Origin of the sequence: Bacillus sp. ISO11 (assembly GCF_003458115.1) — a bacterium.
Classification (GTDB): Bacteria; Bacillota; Bacilli; order Bacillales; family Bacillaceae_G; genus Bacillus_A; species Bacillus_A cereus.
The window spans coordinates 20355-39820 of record NZ_QXCO01000009.1 but is presented as its reverse complement, the minus strand read 5'-3'; the positions used below and the strand labels follow the sequence as shown (position 1 = coordinate 39820).

Here is a 19466-nt window from a genome sequence, read left to right as displayed (position 1 = left end):
CCTCTAATAATCCGTTATTTCCTTGGACGCTGAATGAGTTTCTGCTTCATCTCATCATTAAATGTGTCTAGTTCAATAACGAACTTCTTACTTGACTCGATAATACGTTCTGACGATTTTTCAGATGCTTCAATTGCAGCGAACACATTTTGGAATGATTCACGTAATTTATCCATGCTAATAGCAGGGTTTTCAAGCAATTTTGTCGTTTCTTCTGTATTTTGTTTTAACGCTTGAGAATTACTTAATACCATCGATTCAATTGCTTCATTTGTCGCATTCACTGCATCGATTGTTTTCCGTTGATTTGTTAACGCTAACTGAATAGCAGCTGAAACCGTTACAACGTTTTGCGTCATCGTAATTGCATTACGAATTGCCTCTGTTAACTTTTCATTATTTTTCTTAATAATGTCTACAGATGCGATAGATTGTAATAAAACACTTTTCGCTTGCTGCATATTACGTGTACGTACAAGTATCTTTTCTAACGCATCGTTAATTAATGGAATATCTCTTTGACGTTCTGGATTTTGTTTCTCAGCTTCCAGCATGCCAGCAAGTTTTTTCCCTAAGTATACTTGCTTATCAAGAGCGTGAATTTTATCATGCGATTGCTCTTTAAGCATTTCAAGACCAACTGTATCTTCTTGTAAGTTGTCACGACCAATTAGAAGGGATCTTATAATCTCCTCAATTTGCTTATCTATAGATTGATATTTATGCACGTATGTTTCAAGTGGATTTTTCTTGAATACTTTAAACATAATTTTCTTCATACCACTTGCTTTTAATGAATTCGGATCAAGTTCTGATACCACTTTTCGTAATTCTAACAATGTATTTGGAATTTCTTCGTTCTTTCCATTCATCATCGCTGTTACAGGACGTTTTAATGCTGACAACGTTTGTCCTGCTGCTTGTTGCTCTTTATCTCCTAAATCTCCTAGCTGAGACAATACTTTTGATAAATCTGTATTTTGCTCGCTATTTAACTTTTGTACATAAAGATCAGCTTCTTTATTCAGTTCCTCTAATTCTGCATCTTTTATAACTGTATCAACCACTACTTCTACATTATTATCTTTCACGATCGATACAGGTTCTTTTTTCTCGAGTTCAGTCAACAAAATCGCTCCTTTATTTATATGTGCGAATTTATATGCACTATATTTCATCTATTATATCGTATTTCATATACATTCTGATTGCTTGAAATCGATTTTTTTAGAAATGCCTGTTTATGCAGTCATTCCCTGTTTCTTACTATAAGTATACCTGTAAACAACATAATTTTCCTCAGACTTAAGACCTAGAGAACGACATGCTGAAGGCGGATTCTTCGTATGTTACGTATATAAATTATGTTCTTCTATCCTTCTGTACTCAATCTTTTGACATACACCCTTTTTCAATGTGATAATTATATTGCGCTCACTCCTATTTCTTCTTGCGCGCTACGAATGCTCCATTTTGAAATGCCAATAACACCGTTTCAAACATTTCATCTTCTTCTATCATTTTTTTAAACTCGGCTAATTCATTTGCATGAGAGGTTGCGTTATCAACAACAAGAAAACCCTTTGGTTGTAAAATGCGTTTTATATGCTCAAGCCACCACATGTATTGCGTACGCTCTGAATCTAGGAAAATAAAATCAAATGAATGATCTAATTGCGCATCTAAAAATGCCCCTGCTTCTTGATTATGAACATCAATCCTTTGTAAAAGGTTTGCCTTTTCAAAATTGACAAGTGCCTCTCCAACTCGTTCTGAAGAAAGCTCTACAGTTGTTACATTTCCATTTGTTTCTTCTACCGCATTAGCTAACCACAATGTAGAATAGCCATTAGAAGTTCCGATTTCTAAAATGTTTTTTGCGCTACACCCTTTTACTAAAATTGATAAAAATTGCCCCATCTCACGAGTAATATTCCGTAATTTTTCTTCCCGTGTTTTTTTATTTCGATCATGCTCTTCTCCATATTGTTCAAGTTGAAATAATAATGAATCTAACGTATCCATTTTTTTCATCGCCTTTCCAAAGCAATATGATGAAAAAGCTCTTGCTGCCCGTCTACTTTCATTATATGCGAAACAAAGACCTTTTTCCTATTATATGACAAAGATTTGAATTTTTTTATAGCATATTGTTTCGTTTTTTGGTAAAGTTAATTTCTACGTGCAATTATTCCATTCATATTATTTCATATTAAAATTGCAGTTATTAAATTATATAAACCCCATTTAAATGAATCGGTATTTCAAATTCAATTAAGCGCCCTTTTCGGACGCATTTTCTTTGTTTATATATTTCCAGAAGAAAGGATGCTTACAAATGAACGTGATTAGCTTAGATGCTGCTCGAAAACGAAAGCAGCATAAAAAATTAATGATTACTATACCGATTATTACACGTATTTATGAAGAAAACGGGGAAATTAAATTTGAGGTAGCTGGCGAAAAAGATGTACCTCTTGAAATGTTGGAAAAATAATAAAAAACGCATTTCTGAAGAAATGCGCTTTTTTATATTTTTACATTTAAATGCATAAGTTTTTCAGGGTTAACCATCATATAAATATTTGAAATTTTCTCATCCTCAAATGCAAACGAAAGAACATAAGTTACTTTATTGTTTATTGTAACTATAACTCCTGGTATACCATTGACCATTTTGAAATCAACAGTGTACTCTTCTGTCAATCGTTGTGCAATCCCAAAGAACAAACGTATAATTCGATCCGCAGAATAAATCGGGTTAATCGCAGTCGTAACTTTACCACCACCATCAGCTTTGAGTATAGCATCTGTTTTTAATACTTCTAACATACCTTCCGCATCCCCACACTGTAATGATGATACAAACTTTTCAATATAAGAAGCCATTTTCTCCGTGCTTAATTTTGATTGCTTCGGTTTCTCCAACATGCTTTTTCGTGCACGTTGAAAGATCTTCCTGCAGTTCACACTACTCTTATCAACAATTGAAGCTATTTCTTCGTATTCATAACTGAAAACCTCTCTTAATATGAAAACAATCCTTTCTACCTCAGATAATTGTTGTAAAAGTAATAAATATGCGGTGGAAAGGGATTCTTTCATTATAAATGACTTTGATGGCTCATCACTCTCTTCTACAATTGGCTCTGGCAACCACATCCCTACATACACGTTACGTTTATGCGCTGCCGATCGTAATTTATCAATTGAACGATTTGTCGTCATCTTACATAAATATGCTTTCATATTTTCTATAGATTGAAGATCTTCTATATTATTTAGCGAGATAAATACATCCTGAACGATATCCTCAGCATCCATAACACTCCCAAGGATTCTGTATGCTAACGAAAATAATAATAGTTGATACGCTTCATATAACTGCTCCGTTTCCATGATGAACTGCCTCACTTTCATATTGCTTTAAAATGTGTAACGCTGCACGTTTCCCGCTTGCTACCGCAGCATCAGCTAATACTTCATCATGCCCTACCCAATCTCCTGCAACATAAACACCTGGCATTTCAGGTATATTAGGGCCCGCTTTTTCAACACGGTCAATATGAGGAAAATCATGTACTACTGTTATTTTCGGTAAATATTGCTGTGCAACAACTTCTCTTTTCCAATTTGGATGTAACAACTCCATCGTACTTTCCAACTGTTCTTTATCATCACGAATATGATTCATCTCGAGTACAGGATTATAGTACTTAATTAGACTCACTACAATTGATCCATCTTCACTTAATTTAGCTGCTCTCGATTGATTTGTGAAAAATATAGGTTGATCTAATCCTAATACAAATTGATGTGTAGGATTGGGTAATTGTCTCAAGCCAATATCTAATGCAGCAACAGTAACCGGTACCGATTGTTCACTCCATCTATGCAGACTTGTTCCTTCTGCACCTTTTATTATTTTACAAGCTTCTTTCGGCGGAGTCGTCACGATGACTGCGCCTACTTCAAAAACCTCATCATCAACACAATGTATTCTTTGTTTACCTTCGGAATGCTCAATTTCCACAACATGCTTTTTAGCCAAAAACTGCACCCCGATATCATTCGCTATAGCTCTTAATTTTGTTATTATCGTCTCCCAACCACCATCTACATAAAGCACTCCCTCTTTTATAGAAAGCTGTATTTGCTTTAGTACAGATGATGCTAATTGTATTGTAGGAGCAAACGTATATGTTGTTGTTCGGCATAGCGCATAAAATATATTGCGAACCATTGGATCTTTTATTTCATTTTCTGCCCATGTAGTTAGACTCATTTTCGGAACTTCTCCTACATCTAAATTTCCTAAACGAATCATAAGACGTGAGAATTGTACTTTTGCAAACCAAGAAAGTAGTGGTGTTGATAAAATTGAGTAAAAATCTGTTGGGATAGTGAATATATCCCCTTTCCATATTCCATGTGCTTTTGTAGATGGTATTCCACCTGGAAGAGTCATACCAAGCTCATTAAAAGTTATAAACGCTGCCCCGCCTCTATATAAAGCATGTGCACCAAGATTCATGCAGATTCCATTTTTATTTGTAGTCATCCCTCGGCCACCGAATTGACTGGACTTTTCTAATACAATCACTTTCCTTCCAGCTTTCGCTAAATATATAGATGCTGTTAATCCAGCAAGCCCACCGCCAACAATTGCTATATCAAATGTATTCATAATAAAATCCCTCCTTAATCGTTCTACATACAAGACGAACGATTAAGGAGGGATGTGACATAAAAATAAATTTTTATTATCCTACTTTATTTCATTACTTTTTAATTCGATCATATTGCATACGAAATAACTCAATTGCAAATGGAATATCCTCTTCACTCTTTAAATAATAACTGATCCATCCTGATTCAGGTAATACGTGATGTGGTTTTACCAAGCCTTGCTTCACTAATTCATCTCGCTTTAACTTCGGAAATGGTAAATCAGCTAATTTATCACCATGAAGATGGCCAAGTTCTTTCTTGCCATAATTTATTTCAATACCACCAAATCGATGCGGTTTTTCAGAAACACCCGCCCAGCTGAGTACTTCATTTCTAATCATTTCACTAAATGACATGAACATTCACTCCTTATAAATGATTGATGTAATTTTAAATTAACATTTTCATTACTTTTTTCCATCAATCCAAAGTATGAATGGGAATACGAATATAGTTTGGTCTTAACACCTTATTCTTTATGGAATAAGTGAATTTATTAAGCTACCGACAACAGCACAAAACAAAGACTAGACACATATCCTAATTTTGTAACCTAACTTACCTATAGAAAGGCGGGTAATACAATTGACTGCCAACATCGACTATACCTCCCCCACAACCAATTTTACTTATGATGTAAATAAAAGTAATTTTTTTCGGAAAGATGCCCAAAATTATATAAATGTACTTGGTATTAAACAATTAAATACTTTAGAAAATACTTCTTTATTAGATATTTATTTAAGTACAGGAAATGTTGTAGAACCACATATTCATCAAAATGCAGCTGAACTTGTTTATTGTATTTCAGGGTCTGCTGTTGTTTCTTTACTTAATCCATTTACGAATCAAATATTAAACTTACCGATAAAACCCGGGCAAGTTGCCAACATTCCACAAGCGTGGTGGCATTACGAAATTGCTACAGCAAATAATACTCATTTATTAGCTATTTTCAATGCTCCAACTCCAGAAGTTATTTTCGGTTCTGACATTTTAAGGTTAACTCCAGCTCATATGATGGCCCATACTTACTGTCTCAATGAACAACAATGGAAACAAGCGGTTTCCCCTATTCAATCAACTACTGTAATTGGTCCTCCGGCAAACTGCAATCAAAACCGTGAAATGAAAAATTATCCAACCCAGCCCCTCGCTCAACAACATAATCTGTATCACCAAGATTCTTATTACTTTCCTCTTTACTGGGGCTATTAATTTGTAAATTTTCAAAAGAATCATCATTTATCTCCTAGGAAAATACCGAGGAGATTTTTTTATTGTATCTTCTCTTCCTATTAAAAATAGTAACAATTGATAGTGTACATACATATAATATTTATATATTAAATTGGAGGTGATAGTACTATGAGTAATTATAACTATCGAAAAAACTACTCTTATAATAAAAATAGTAGCTCTTCAGCATCCTCTCAATCTTCCAATTCTCAATCTTCCAATTCCCAATCGCAAAGAGAATTAGCCGAGCAAGGCTATGTAAAGAAAAAAGGATGTAACTGTAATAAAAATAAATAGTTTATTTTATGGATGAATTCTTTTTTAAAAGAATTCATCTTTTTTTACTGACCGGAAATTTTTAAAGTTACATAACTTATTACTAAAATGAGAAAGGGTAAATTATACTTTTTTATACGAACTTAACAAAGAGTAATTGTTCAATTGATTTATTACTTATTTCCCCAAAAAATATAGTCCTTCCTAAATTTATTAGGAAGGACTATATACAAACCCCTGTTTAATTTCCTACTAAACATTGTAACAAATTAAACGATATTAATACCTGCACTTACAAATCCAGCAACTGCAGCTATTGGACTTGCTGCTGTTAATGAAACATACAGTAGTATTTTATCTCCAGCAGCTACTGGAATAGCTTCAGCTATGATACCTGATGCTGTAGAACCAATCGCTATTGCGGCAAATGCTGGTGTTAATAAAAGAGGTGCGCCTTGTACTGTAAACGTATTGCTTGCTGCAGGTGCAGTTAATATTTGTATTTGCACTTGAACAGGTGATATTGGAGCTAATGCAGCTGTTGCACTAAAGAAACCTGCTAATGACGTGATAGTTCCTGCACGTGGTGCTACAAATGCATAATCACCTACACCTAATGCTAATGTGATACTAGTTCCACCTGTTAATGCTACACCAGGCTGACTAAATCCAAATCCAAGAAGAGTTCCTGTATTAGCTACTAACGCGTTAACTAACGCAGATGGTGTTGTACCTGAAGCAAATGGAATAATAGCTCCGCCACCAGCTGCACCAGTTGCTCCTGTTAAGCCCGTTGCCCCTGTTGGACCTGTTGCTCCTGTTGCTCCTGTTGCTCCTGTTGCCCCTGTTGGACCTGTTGCCCCTGTTGGACCTGTTGGACCTGTTGCCCCTGTTGGACCTGTTGCCCCTGTTGCTCCTGTTGGACCTGTTGCTCCTGTTACTCCTGTTGCTCCACCAGTACCTGCTGGACCTGTCGCTCCTGTTGGGCCTGTTGGACCTGTTGCTCCTGTTGCTCCTGTTGCTCCCGTTGGCCCTGCTCCGGTTCCTGCTGGGCCCGTTGGACCTGTTGGACCTGTTGGACCTGTCGCCCCTGGAGTAGCATTGATTAATTGAATTAATAAATTAAAAAGAAGTTGTAAAGTTGCAGAATCAACATTTGAGTTGCAGGATATAGGGATAAGATCTAAAGCGAAGAAGAATTGTGCAAGGGCGCTATAAAATTGTTGCAATAATGTTGACAATTGTCCTAAATTAGGTGCTGGAGATTGTAATAAAACTATAATACTTTGAGTTAATTGTTTCAAAAAATTAACTTCTGGGGAAGGTAATAAGGAATTTAAGAAAATTAAAAATTGATTAAATAAATCGAGTAACACTAATCTGTTTGCATTACTTGGATTTGCAAAAAATGCTGAAATAGCTGATACTAATGAGTTTAGTAAAGTAATTAATTGACTTAATTGTTCCCTAGTAATAGGAACTGACTGTGGATTTTTACAACAATCTGCTGAAAAAACAATCGGATTGCAGTTATTATGATCAAAACAATCATTATGTTTCATTTATTTCCTCCTTACTTTTCTTATAGTTGAGTGTTTTCCTATTCTAAGTACTATAAAAGATGCCATTGAAAAATGTAGTTGAGTTATATGTTTCTCTTAAAATAGGAAACATGAATGATAATCAAACTTGAAAACGTCATTTAATTATGTTCATGACTCACATATTAATTATATGTTTTTAATAATTGACTGCTTAGATTAAATACCTAAACTTAAGAGTTTATTTTATTTTTCCACGTTTATCTCTTAGGTTCAAAGACACATTTTAATTTGAATACAAAAACCGAATTTACGATTTACATATATTCCGCAAGTAACAACATCATTTTTTCATATAAATAAAGAACATTTCCTTACTAAAATTGGGCTCACCTTATAAAGGTGAAGCCGTTTCTATTATAAAAAACTCTCATACAATATAGTGGACAAGTTATTTTATACTTCGTTCTAATAAAATATTGTAAGGAGTGAAAATTAATTGCCTATCATTCAACCATTTATGGCATCTAGAAGATTTACATCTACACTAGGAGCCGGCACAGGTACAGGTGCAGCTTTTGCAATTGCTGCCACAGCTTGTTTAAACGATGCGGGTACTACTGCAACCGCTTTTCCGACTTTCACGTATTACAACTTATATGTGAACGGTATTCTTCAACCAAGCGTGAACTCCAGTGTTACTACTGGTCCTACTGGTGCTATTACAATTCCTGGTGGGGATGCATTAGACGGCGGAATTCCAATTACAATTGAATTTATCGTCACTTAATGTTACCGAATGTAATTCAGAACAAAAAAGACAGATTCCTTTTCACATTAAGAATCTGTCTTTTTTAATTAATAATAATAAATTGTAAAATAATTGAAGAACCTTGCGATGGTGGTTGGTTATCCAATAAAGTTAGTTTACCAGTACTAACTTCATAGAATGGTTGTGGTTGCAGAATTCCATTGATAAACAAATTTACATATGAAACCTCAGTAGGTGATAGTATATTCGTTGTACCATATTGAGCTATGCCATCTGCATCTGTATATATAAGTTTCTCTCCATCTGAAAAAGTGTAATATAGCAAATTAGTTGTTGTTATAGGGCCAATCCCCCCAGTAGGACCTGTTACTCCCGTTATTCCTGTTGCTCCTGTTGCTCCCGTTGTTCCTGTTGCTCCCGTTACTCCCGTTGTTCCTGTTACACCCGTTGCTCCTGTTACTCCCGTTGCTCCCGTTGCTCCCGTTGCTCCCGTTACTCCCGTTATTCCTGTTATTCCTGTTGCTCCCGTTGCTCCCGTTGCTCCTGTTGCTCCCGTTGCTCCTGTTGCTCCTGTTGCTCCCGTTGCTCCTGTTGCTCCCGTTACTCCCGTTGCTCCTGTTACTCCCGTTGCTCCTGTTGCTCCCGTTGCTCCCGTTGCACCTGTTGCTCCCGTTACTCCCGTTACTCCCGTTGTTCCTGTTACTCCCGTTGCCCCCGTTGCTCCTGTTGCTCCCGTTGCTCCTGTTGCTCCCGTTGCTCCTGTTGCTCCTGTTGCTCCCGTTGTTCCTGTTGCTCCCGTTACTCCCGTTGTTCCTGTTACTCCCGTTGCTCCTGTTACTCCCGTTGCTCCCGTTGTTCCTGTTGCTCCTGTTGCTCCCGTTGCTCCTGTTGCTCCCGTTGTTCCTGTTGCTCCCGTTGCTCCCGTTGTTCCTGTTGCTCCCGTTACTCCCGTTACTCCCGTTGTTCCTGTTACTCCCGTTGCTCCCGTTGCTCCTGTTGCTCCTGTTGCTCCTGTTGCTCCTGTTGCTCCTGTTGCTCCTGTTGCTCCTGTTGCTCCTGTTGCTCCTGTTGGAATATATATTGGTGGAAGAGCTGAAAATGTAGGTCCAATATTCTCAGGTTCTATCTTACCTTTATTTATTGATAATTTATCATTCCGCTTCAATTTAATTCCTCATTCCACATATTTTTAATTAACTTACATAAGTATGAGTCTATTATTAAGAAATGCTTTCATAACTATTCTTTTTTCTTTCCAAATGATTCATACAGTTATTAAACATTTTACCGTTGCTATAACTCCTGTTAATATAATAAAATGATAGTTCCATTCCAAAAACACGAAACTTATTGCATTCTAATTTAAAAATGAGGTAATTTATACTCAAGATAAAAATGAAAAAAGAATAGAAAAACTAGTATCAATGGCTCTTGAAATTATTCTTCCATACAGACTTACTGAACCTACCAGAAATACTGGGTCAATAGTTACAACAAACTCTATGTTCGCTAATAATACATTAGGTGATCCCATCACTGTGATATTAGGCGGAACTAATATTCCTCTTTCTAATAACCAAAGCCTCGGTAATTTTACAGTTAACGCCTCAAACGATATATTTACAATTCCTGTAACCAGAAGATATCATTTAACCTATCAAGTTAATACGACAACTGCTCTACTCGCTGGAACAAAACACTATTAAACGCTTCTACTCCACTTCCTGGTTCTATTTTTTCTCCCGCTATATCAACTTCAAATTATAACAATAATTTAATTGCCGATACTACAATTTCACTTCAATTATTCGGCGTATTATACATCGTTAATTTGGTTGGAGGTGGTTCAACAGGTGCCTCTCTAACAATTATACGAATCGATTTAAAAATGATTCATTCTTTTTCTAATAAACATTATTAAATACTAAGTCTGTCATGATAAGAACCTCCCAATTATTTCATAAAAGTGATGGCGCATTAAAGAACAAATTGCACTATATTCATAGTAGAAACTATCTATACTAAATTTTCCGTATATATATTATCAATTTACACTGACTTCCACCGATGTTACATTAAATATGAAGACAGTTTCTTTTTTACGAACCATCTCAATACGTATTTGAGAAACGTACTCCAATCCTATACGCGAGAGCAATACTATGTTGACACTCAGATGAGTGTCTTTTTTTGTGAGTAATAAAAAATAAAAACCATCTCTTAAAGATGGTTTTATCTTTTGTTACTATAAATGTAAACTTATGCAGTTGGATAATAAATTGTCATGCTTAATCGAGTCAAAGATTCCCCTAAATTATAATAAGAGTGTGATCTATCGGCCTTAAAACGAATTGAATCTCCACTATTTAATGTATATTGACAGTTATTCACTTCTACTGTCAATTCACCTTCAAATACCGTAATAAATTCTTCTGCGCCTTCTTTATGCCCTTCTGAACTTAATTTCCCTTCTGTTTCTATTTCTACTGTATACATTTCAAAATGTCTATCATCTTGAAAAGGAAAAGAAGGATACACTTTATATTTTCCATTGTCTTCAGACAATGCTTGAATATCTTTTCTTAAAATCACTTTCGTATCAGGCTGAGGATTGTTGATTAAAGAGGTAAAAGAAACTTTCAAGCCATTTGCAATTTTCCATATTGTTGTTAGTGTCGGGCTTGATTCTCCTCTTTCAATTTGTCCAATCATCGTTTTACTCACACCTGTTAATTGGGAAACTTTTTCCAAACTTAATTTTTCTTTTTCTCTTATAGTTTTTAAATTTTTCGCTAGTATAAGTTGAATTTCTTCCATAAAAAACACTCCCACACTATATACAATATAACGACCGTTATGTATAATAAAAAGCACACGTTATATTGTTCTTTTCGGTCATTATAACATACAAAAATAATTAGGGGGGTTCAAATGCCTATATTTTCTTTTTTGTTATTTGTATTTATAAGTAGCTTCACACCTGGTCCTAACAATTTCTTAGCTATGACATACGCAAATCAACATGGATTAAAGAGAAGCATAAACTTTTGCTTCGGAGTAGCTTTTGGTTTTTTCATCCTCACTTCTTTATGTAGTTTCTTTAATGTTGTACTACTTAATATCTTACCCATAATCGAATTCCCTTTAAAAATTTTAGGTGTAGCGTATATGTTATATTTAGCTATTAAAATACTTACTAGTAAAAGCAGTACGAATCCCGTTGAAAAAGATAATAAAAACTTATTCACTGTGGGGATTTCTCTTCAATTCGTTAATCCTAAAGGGATATTATTCGGACTGACTGTAGTATCGACTTTCATACTCCCCTACTACAATTCATATTCAAGTTTTCTGCTTTTCTCATTATTTCTAGGTATAGTCGGTTTACTAAGTACATTTAGTTGGAGTTTATTTGGTTCAATATTCCAAAAAATATTAGTAAAACATAACCAATTATTCAACATCATTATGGCTGTTTTATTAGTTTTCAGTGCCGTTTCAATCGTTATACACTAATTCGATGCTCATTTTAGATTTTGTACTTTTTAATACCACTCTTTATCAATCAGACTACTTTATATACTAATCCATCCACATACCCTATGTGGTTTAAAACTTTTAAGAGGAAACCTTCTAACAATAGGTTTCCTTCCATATCATATTAAATAAGAAGCAGGTTAAATACGGAGGTGATTTTGATTAAGACTACTTTAATTTCTCATTTTTACAATGAAGAATATTTACTTCCATGGTGGTTAATGCACCATACAAAGCTATTTGATCATGGCATTCTTATTAATCGTGGATCCACTGATCGTTCAGTTGAAATCTGTAAAACATTCGCTCCTAATTGGGAAATACGAAACTCAAAATCACTCGAATTTGATGCTTATTTAGTTGATCAAGAAGTTATGGAAATTGAAAGAGAAATTACAGGATGGAAAATGGTATTGAATACGACAGAATTCCTGTGCTGTTATAATAAAGAACAATTTTTCAAATCACTTAGCACTATGGGTGGCAATATGTTTTCAATAAGAATGATTATGATGATTGACGAACCGACTCATGGCTACACTAATCCAAGATATAGCTCTCCGCTTGTTAAACAACGTTATCACGGCATAATAATTCAACCTAATCCAAACCAACTATATCTTAACGGTAGATTAATTCACAATAATTCGCACGGGAACTATAGAGTCGGGAGACATGGTTCGCATTATCCTTATAGCATTTACATGGAACCTGCTTTTATTTTTAAATTTTTTTATAGTCCATGGAACGATGCAATGAAAAAACGAAAATTACAAATTGGGCCGACTCTTTCTCAACATAGTGTACAGCGTGGACTAGGTTCTCATCACTTAACAACAATTAAAAAATTAGAAACAAAATACAAATTCTATGCAACTTTAACTACGGACCTCCGGTTATTCCCAGAATACCAAATTATATTTCCTGACCTTTATCCTTAATGTCATGAATATTTAGTTTCCACATCCATCCGTTTTTTATTAACATATCAACTCCAACTAAATATTTTTCTCTAGTAGAAATCTGAACTAGGACTCTTGCTGCGCGCAGATTCCTCTTATTTAATGTCGTATCACCAGCCTATAATCTTTCATACCATTTCATTGAGTACCTGATGTTGGATTAGAAATAAAAAATGGCAATTCATTTGGAAAATTTTCAATTTCAGATTATATACCTTCTAAAACAAAGTATTCAAACAATAGAACCTAAACTAATGTCTTAAGTTATGGCTTTATTTTTTTCTTATTATTCACTTTAAAATCTTTTTATAATAATATTGAAAAATACAGTATAATATAAATTACTGTTCTTTGGGAGGGTTATAATGTCTGATAAGTATAAAATTTTCATTCTTATTGTTACCGCATCTTTTTCTTTCTTTTCCTTAATAAAAGATTTCCGCAACACTTCAAAAAGTTTCTTTTGGGGTAGTTTTGTAATTCTTACAAGCTTCATAATACTTTTAACACTCGCTTTAGATTTAACTCAAATACTCCTATATTCAGCGCAAATTGCGCTTGAAATTATTACAATACCACATAAACTCTTTCTACCATCTGTCACTGAAGCCGCTATTATTTACTAATAAAGTATTTTAATTTTCTTATGCATGCCAAAATATATTTTGGTAAATTTGACACACATTTATATCAAACAAGCATATTTTATTGTATGGTGACTATCTAATAATACAAATTTTAAATTTTTATAAGATCCTTTTATTTTTAATTAAAAATTTACAACATTCTAAAACAGTATGCACATAATATCCTCCATTCCCTTTTTCAACATGAAACTTGTCTCAGAGCGCCTTTAAAAGCGCTCTTTATCTTTAATAAAGGTTTTATTAAAATTTAGGTTAAAAATTAATACCCTATAGTCATAATAGCTATTTACTGTTTCCAAAATAAGTTGCATTAATAATATAGAAATGAAATACCTATAAAAATTATTACTTTACTATTTCTTTAAACATGCTAGTGAGGTGATTTCGATAGATTATCAAAACAAAGATATGTTCATTAACTTTTCACTTTTAGATATTAACCGTATTATTCTCCCACATTCTCCTACTGGAGCTACCGGTTCCACTGGACCTACTGGCTCTACCGGTTCCACTGGACTTACTGGCTCCACTGGGACTACCGGGGCTACTGGGGCTACTGGTTCCACTGGACCTACCGGGGCTACTGGAGCTACCGGGGCTACTGGACTTACTGGCTCCACTGGGACTACCGGGGCTACTGGGGCTACTGGGGCTACTGGGGCTACTGGGGCTACTGGTTCCACTGGACCTACCGGGGCTACTGGAGCTACTGGAGCTACCGGGGCTACCGGTTCCACTGGACTTACTGGCTCCACTGGGACTACCGGGGCTACTGGGGCTACTGGTTCCACTGGACCTACCGGGGCTACTGGAGCTACCGGTTCCACTGGACTTACTGGCTCCACTGGGACTACCGGGGCTACTGGGGCTACTGGTTCCACTGGACCTACCGGGGCTACTGGAGCTACCGGTTCCACTGGGACTACTGGAGCTACTGGAGCTACCGGTTCCACTGGACTTACTGGCTCCACTGGGACTACCGGGGCTACTGGGGCTACTGGGGCTACTGGGGCTACTGGTTCCACTGGACCTACCGGGGCTACTGGAGCTACTGGTTCCACTGGACCTACCGGGGCTACTGGAGCTACCGGTTCCACTGGACTTACTGGCTCCACTGGGACTACTGGGGCTACTGGAGCTACCGGGGCTACCGGTTCCACTGGACCTACTGGACCTACCGGAGCTACCGGTTCCACTGGACCTACTGGACCTACTGGTTCCACTGGGGCTACCGGTTCCACCGGACCTACTGGAGCTACTGGTTCCACTGGGGCTACTGGGGCTACTGGAGCTACCGGTTCCACTGGACCTACTGGGGCTACTGGGACTACCGGGGCTACTGGAGCTACCGGTTCCACTGGGACTACTGGAGCTACCGGGGCTACCGGGGCTACCGGTTCCACTGGGACTACTGGAGCTACCGGTTCCACTGGACCTACTGGCTCCATTGGTTTCACTGGTTCCATCGGGCCTACTGGCTTCACTGGTTCCACCGGGCCTACTGGCTTCACTGGTTCCACCGGGCCTACTGGCTTCACTGGTTCCACCGGGCCTACTGGTTCTACTGGCTCCACTGGGCCTACCGGGGCGGCTAGTGTAGGATTAACAAACTATCTATATGTTTTTGATACTACTAACCAATCAATTGCAGTAGGAAGTAGTGTTACTTTTAACACAAATGGACCTATAACAGGAACTGCCCTTAGCCACATCACAGGTACTGGAAATATTATAATTAATACACTAGGAACATATGTAGCAGAGTTTCAATTACAAGCTTCTCGCGAAAACCAATTCTCCCTCCAACTAAATGGTACACCAATTTCAGGTGGACGTTTTGGTACGGGGTCACCACATACAATAAATCAAGGTACTGCTGCTTTTACCGTAACAGTTGTTCCTTCAACATTGACTTTAATAAATAACACCTCTTCAGCAGGTACTATCACTCTCTCAAATAGTGATGGTGGCTCTTTAACAAATGTATCTGCAAGTATAAGTATTTTTCAGGTCGGATAATTAATTTGGTTAGAAAAGTAATTCATAAAGTTTACAAATAAAAAAATGAGGCTTCTCTTTTCTAGAGAAACCTCATTTTTTTTATTAAATTTTAAACTGACTCGTATACAGATCAAAATAAAACCCTCTATCTTCCATAAGAGACTCATGATTCCCTCTTTCTAAAATTCTTCCATCCTTTATAACAAGGATTTGATCTGCTTTTTCAATTGTTTTAAGTCGGTGAGCGATCACAAAACTTGTGCGACCTCTCATTAAATTATTTAGCCCTGCTTGTATTTGTAATTCTGTTCTTGTGTCAATATTAGATGTCGCTTCATCGAGAATTAATATATCTGCATCTGCTAAAATTGCTCGTGCAATCGCAAGAAGTTGTTTTTGTCCTTGACTTAAATTCGATCCTTCTGAAGCAATTTCTGTTTCATATTGATTTGGCAAATGCTTAATAAAAGAATGTGCAGATGCTGCCTTAGCTGCAGTGATAACTTCTTCATCAGTAGCATCTAAGCGTCCATAACGGATATTATCCATAATCGAACCAGCAAATAAATACGTATCCTGTAAAACTACTCCTATTTTACTTCGTAAAGAATTAATATCATAATCTTTTATATCTTTTCCATCAATATGAATTTGTCCTTGCTGTATATCGTAAAAGCGAGTTAACAAATTAATGATTGTTGTTTTCCCTGATCCAGTCGGGCCAACTAAAGCAATTGTCTCTCCTGGCTGCGCTTTAAGACTCACTTCTTTTAAAATCGTTTTATTCTCTGCATAGCCAAATGAAACATTCTCAAGTGCAACATGCCCTTGTAAATTTTGTACAACAAATGCGTCTTTTTTATTTTGAATTTCTGGTACCTCATCCATAATCTCAAAAACACGTTCTCCACCAGCAACTGCCGCTTGAATTGTATTCATTAAAGTCGCAAATTGACTTAACGGTCTTGAGAATTGACGAGAATAATTAATAAAAGCCGCAATAACACCTACTGTTGTCATTCCGTTTAAGACCATAACTGATCCAGTCCCAATGACAAGCCCCATACCTAAGTTATTAATAAAGTTCATACTTGGAAAAATAAAAGCTGAAAATGTATCAGCCTTCGTAGCTGAAACTCTTAGCTGTTCATTAATTTTATTGAAATTTTGTACAGTTTCTTTTTCTTTTCCATACAACGTCGTAACATCCGCACCTGTAATTGCTTCCTCAATAAATCCATTTAATTCACCTAAATCTTTTTGACGCTTCGCAAAGTTTTTACCACTATATGCAACTAGTTTTTTTGTAACGTAAAACATAATAGGTACTGTAATTAAAGTTACAATTGCTAAAATCCAATTTAAGGCGAACATCGCAATCGTTACACCTATAAAAGTTAGCGCTGATGAAATAATTTGTACAACACTTTGTGTCAAAGCTTGGTTCAAATTATCTATATCATTTGTCACACGGCTCATTAAATCACCTTGAGAACGCACATCAAAGAACCGTAAAGAAAGCGTTTGGATTTTCTCAAAAATATCTTGTCGTATTTTTTGAATTGTTTTTAATGCAACGTTAATCATGACAAATGTTTGTAACCATGTTAAAAGTACAGTTACACCGTAAATCGCGATAAGTAACATACACATTCTTGCTGTACCACTTAAATCTTTCGGTACAATATATTGATCTATAATGACTCCCATAAAATAGGGACCTAATAATCCAAGTAAAGTAGTAACAACGACTAGAAATATAACAAACATTAGAGCAGCTTTTTGATAGCCCATATAGTTCCATATCCGCATTACAGTTCCTTGGGCATTTTTAGCTTTTCCCATCTTTGGTGTGTTTCGTCCACCTTTATTAGCAAATTGCCCTTGAAAATTACGCATGTTCTTCCCCACCTTCTTTATGCAAATTACCACCTTGGGAAAGATAAATTTCCTGATAAACCTCACTTCGTTCTAACAATTGTTCATGTGTACCATTGCCAACTAATTCACCATTATCTAATACAAGTATTTTATCCGCATCCATTATGGAAGAAATTTTAGACGCAATTAATAAAGTCGTTGTGCCTTTATATTTTGTTTTTAAAGCTGTTTGAATAGTAGCCTCTGATTTTGCATCAACTGCTGATGTAGAATCATCTAATATGAGAATCGGTGGTTTTCTCACAAGTGCCCTTGCAATTGATACACGTTGTTTTTGTCCACCTGATAGATTTGTCGCACCTTGTGTTAAATTATATTGATAAGATTCTTCCAGCTTATTAATAAACTCAGTCGCACAAGCTGATGCAGCTGCTACTTCCAGCTCATCATGTGTTGCATTTTCTTTACCATAACGTAAATTCTCTTCTATACTACCTGAGAACAACAAAGCCTTCTGAGGTACAAACCCTATTGAAGCACGGAGTTTTTGCAAATCATATGTTTTAACATCTATTCCATCTATACATATTTCACCTTGATCCACATCATATAGACGTGGTAACAGTTTCGCTAAGGTAGATTTACCACTTCCAGTTGATCCAATAATCCCTACTTTTTCACCTTTTTGTATGCTAAACGAAATATCTTTTAAAACGTATTCATTATTTTTCGTATAGCTATAACTAACATTTTTAAATTCGATATTCCCCTCGATTTTCTCAGGTTCGATTGCATTAGCTGCGCTTATAATATCAACCTCGGTATTTAACACTTGCTGTACACGATCCGCAGATGGAAAAGCTCGCGCAATTTGAATAAATACCATGCTAATCGACATAAGTGACATTAAAATGATATTCAAGTAATTAATAAATGCCAAAATCGCTCCTACTTGAAGCGTTCCATTGAATACTTTTTCTCCACCAATCCATAATGTTGCGACAATCCCGCCACTTACAACTAGCATAATGATTGGCATCATTAAAGAAATAAGTTGCACAGCTCGAATATTTATCTTCGTTAAATTTGTATTTACACTTCCGAATTGAGCGATTTCATATTTTTGTCTTACATACGCTTTTATAACACGTACACCAGATAAATTTTCTTGTAACTTTGTATTCACTTTGTCCAATGCCTCTTGCACCTTTTTAAATGTACCACTTGCTTTGCTTGCAATTAAAATAATCGCAAGTAATAAAATCGGAACAACTACAAGTAATATTGGAAATAACTCTCTTGCTGTTACAAAAACAATAATTATACTTCCCATAAATAACAGCGGACCACGAACGAGAACACGTAATGTCATTGTCATTGCTGATTGAATGGAAGTGATATCATTCGTCACGATCGTTAATAATTTACCTGTTCCAAATGAATCACGATTATTACTAGAAAATGTTTCTATTTTCGCAAACACATCTTTTCGTATGTCAGTAGCGAAATTAACAGCTGCTTTTGTAGAATACATCATACACCCAAGCCCTCCAACTAAACCGAGTGCTGCTGCTCCTATCATAAGAAGCCCCATTTTTATTACATAATTTAAATCCCGATTTGCAATCCCAACATCAATGATATGTTGCATAATAGTCGGTTGAATTAAGTCCATCGCAACCTCAAGTACCATAAATAGCGGTCCAATAATAGCGAAGAACATGTATGGTTTTAAATACTGTAATAACTTACGAAATGATTTCATACATAATCTCCTTTTCCCATGAAATTACCACTGAATAATTCATATCCCTCCTTATTTAATTGATATTTTTTGTAATTTCTTCATTACTTTTATTATATTATGCAAATTAATATT

At 35.9% G+C, this 19466-nt stretch carries 17 protein-coding genes and 1 pseudogene; 8 read left to right on the top strand and 10 right to left on the bottom strand.

Annotated features, from left to right (window positions below):
• Window positions 1–14: 14 nt before the first annotated feature.
• Together D1166_RS11840 and D1166_RS11835 are read right to left on the bottom strand one after the other, a co-directional pair.
• The gene (locus tag D1166_RS11840) at window positions 15–1127 is read right to left on the bottom strand and encodes a toxic anion resistance protein (protein WP_000137396.1); all 1113 of its coding nucleotides are present in this window, start codon (window positions 1125–1127) and stop codon (window positions 15–17) included.
• A 313-nt stretch (window positions 1128–1440) separates the two neighbouring features.
• Complete coding sequence (locus D1166_RS11835; protein WP_002005067.1) at window positions 1441–2034, bottom strand: O-methyltransferase; 594 nt, start codon at window positions 2032–2034, stop codon at window positions 1441–1443.
• A gap of 304 nt (window positions 2035–2338) precedes the next feature.
• On the opposite strand from D1166_RS11835, the gene D1166_RS31235 reads away from it, so the two are divergent.
• On the top strand, window positions 2339–2497 hold the full coding sequence (locus D1166_RS31235; protein WP_098220989.1) for a hypothetical protein: 159 nt from the start codon (window positions 2339–2341) through the stop codon (window positions 2495–2497).
• Window positions 2498–2529: 32 nt separating this feature from the next.
• Here the strand turns inward: D1166_RS31235 and D1166_RS11830 are convergent, their stop codons facing one another.
• The 3 genes from D1166_RS11830 to D1166_RS11820 all read right to left on the bottom strand — a co-directional run bounded on the left by D1166_RS11830 (window position 2530) and on the right by D1166_RS11820 (window position 5087).
• Window positions 2530–3399 (bottom strand): sigma-70 family RNA polymerase sigma factor, encoded by an 870-nt coding sequence (locus D1166_RS11830; RefSeq protein ID WP_044307162.1) that lies wholly within the window; start codon window positions 3397–3399, stop codon window positions 2530–2532.
• On the bottom strand, window positions 3377–4687 hold the full coding sequence (locus D1166_RS11825) for a phytoene desaturase family protein (RefSeq protein WP_098220988.1): 1311 nt from the start codon (window positions 4685–4687) through the stop codon (window positions 3377–3379). The genes D1166_RS11830 and D1166_RS11825 overlap by 23 nt, the downstream gene beginning before the upstream one ends.
• 94 nt (window positions 4688–4781) lie before the next feature.
• Window positions 4782–5087, bottom strand: a complete 306-nt coding sequence (locus D1166_RS11820; protein WP_000010319.1) for a luciferase domain-containing protein — start codon at window positions 5085–5087, stop codon at window positions 4782–4784.
• 229 nt (window positions 5088–5316) lie between these two features.
• Between D1166_RS11820 and D1166_RS11815 the strand changes: the two genes are divergently transcribed.
• Window positions 5317–5949 (top strand): cupin domain-containing protein, encoded by a 633-nt coding sequence (locus D1166_RS11815; protein ID WP_000126334.1) that lies wholly within the window; start codon window positions 5317–5319, stop codon window positions 5947–5949.
• A gap of 566 nt (window positions 5950–6515) precedes the next feature.
• Here D1166_RS11815 and exsJ read toward each other — a convergent pair.
• Complete coding sequence (gene exsJ / locus D1166_RS11810) at window positions 6516–7808, bottom strand: exosporium protein ExsJ (protein WP_098318747.1); 1293 nt, start codon at window positions 7806–7808, stop codon at window positions 6516–6518.
• A gap of 478 nt (window positions 7809–8286) precedes the next feature.
• Here exsJ and D1166_RS11805 point away from each other — a divergent pair, with 478 nt between their 5' ends.
• Window positions 8287–8577 carry a DUF4183 domain-containing protein gene (locus tag D1166_RS11805; protein ID WP_001121647.1) on the top strand — a complete coding sequence of 97 codons (291 nt, stop codon included), beginning with the start codon at window positions 8287–8289 and terminating at the stop codon, window positions 8575–8577.
• Window positions 8578–8641: 64 nt separating this feature from the next.
• Here the strand turns inward: D1166_RS11805 and D1166_RS11800 are convergent, their stop codons facing one another.
• Window positions 8642–9724 carry a DUF4183 domain-containing protein gene (locus tag D1166_RS11800; protein WP_118043312.1) on the bottom strand — a complete coding sequence of 361 codons (1083 nt, stop codon included), beginning with the start codon at window positions 9722–9724 and terminating at the stop codon, window positions 8642–8644.
• 259 nt (window positions 9725–9983) lie between these two features.
• On the opposite strand from D1166_RS11800, the pseudogene D1166_RS11795 reads away from it, so the two are divergent.
• Window positions 9984–10480, top strand: a pseudogene (locus D1166_RS11795) (BclA C-terminal domain-containing protein).
• 338 nt (window positions 10481–10818) lie between these two features.
• Here D1166_RS11795 and D1166_RS11790 read toward each other — a convergent pair.
• A complete protein-coding gene (locus D1166_RS11790; RefSeq protein ID WP_116291545.1) occupies window positions 10819–11433 on the bottom strand; it encodes a helix-turn-helix domain-containing protein in 615 nt (204 codons plus the stop codon).
• Between the two features lie 57 nt (window positions 11434–11490).
• Here D1166_RS11790 and D1166_RS11785 point away from each other — a divergent pair, with 57 nt between their 5' ends.
• From D1166_RS11785 to D1166_RS32315, 4 genes are all read left to right on the top strand, one after another.
• The gene (locus D1166_RS11785; RefSeq protein ID WP_001121281.1) at window positions 11491–12075 is read left to right on the top strand and encodes a LysE family translocator; all 585 of its coding nucleotides are present in this window, start codon (window positions 11491–11493) and stop codon (window positions 12073–12075) included.
• A gap of 179 nt (window positions 12076–12254) precedes the next feature.
• Window positions 12255–13037 carry a glycosyltransferase family 2 protein gene (locus D1166_RS11780; RefSeq protein ID WP_118043311.1) on the top strand — a complete coding sequence of 261 codons (783 nt, stop codon included), beginning with the start codon at window positions 12255–12257 and terminating at the stop codon, window positions 13035–13037.
• A gap of 386 nt (window positions 13038–13423) precedes the next feature.
• Window positions 13424–13684, top strand: a complete 261-nt coding sequence (locus D1166_RS11775) for a hypothetical protein (RefSeq protein WP_001281135.1) — start codon at window positions 13424–13426, stop codon at window positions 13682–13684.
• A 399-nt stretch (window positions 13685–14083) separates the two neighbouring features.
• Window positions 14084–15724, top strand: coding sequence for a collagen-like domain-containing protein (locus D1166_RS32315; RefSeq protein WP_481747870.1), 1641 nt, complete (start codon window positions 14084–14086; stop codon window positions 15722–15724).
• An 84-nt stretch (window positions 15725–15808) separates the two neighbouring features.
• Here the strand turns inward: D1166_RS32315 and D1166_RS11760 are convergent, their stop codons facing one another.
• Complete coding sequence (locus D1166_RS11760; RefSeq protein ID WP_001243556.1) at window positions 15809–17605, bottom strand: ABC transporter ATP-binding protein; 1797 nt, start codon at window positions 17603–17605, stop codon at window positions 15809–15811.
• On the bottom strand, window positions 17598–19352 hold the full coding sequence (locus D1166_RS11755) for an ABC transporter ATP-binding protein (RefSeq protein WP_000834789.1): 1755 nt from the start codon (window positions 19350–19352) through the stop codon (window positions 17598–17600). The genes D1166_RS11760 and D1166_RS11755 overlap by 8 nt, the downstream gene beginning before the upstream one ends.
• Window positions 19353–19466: the final 114 nt, after the last annotated feature.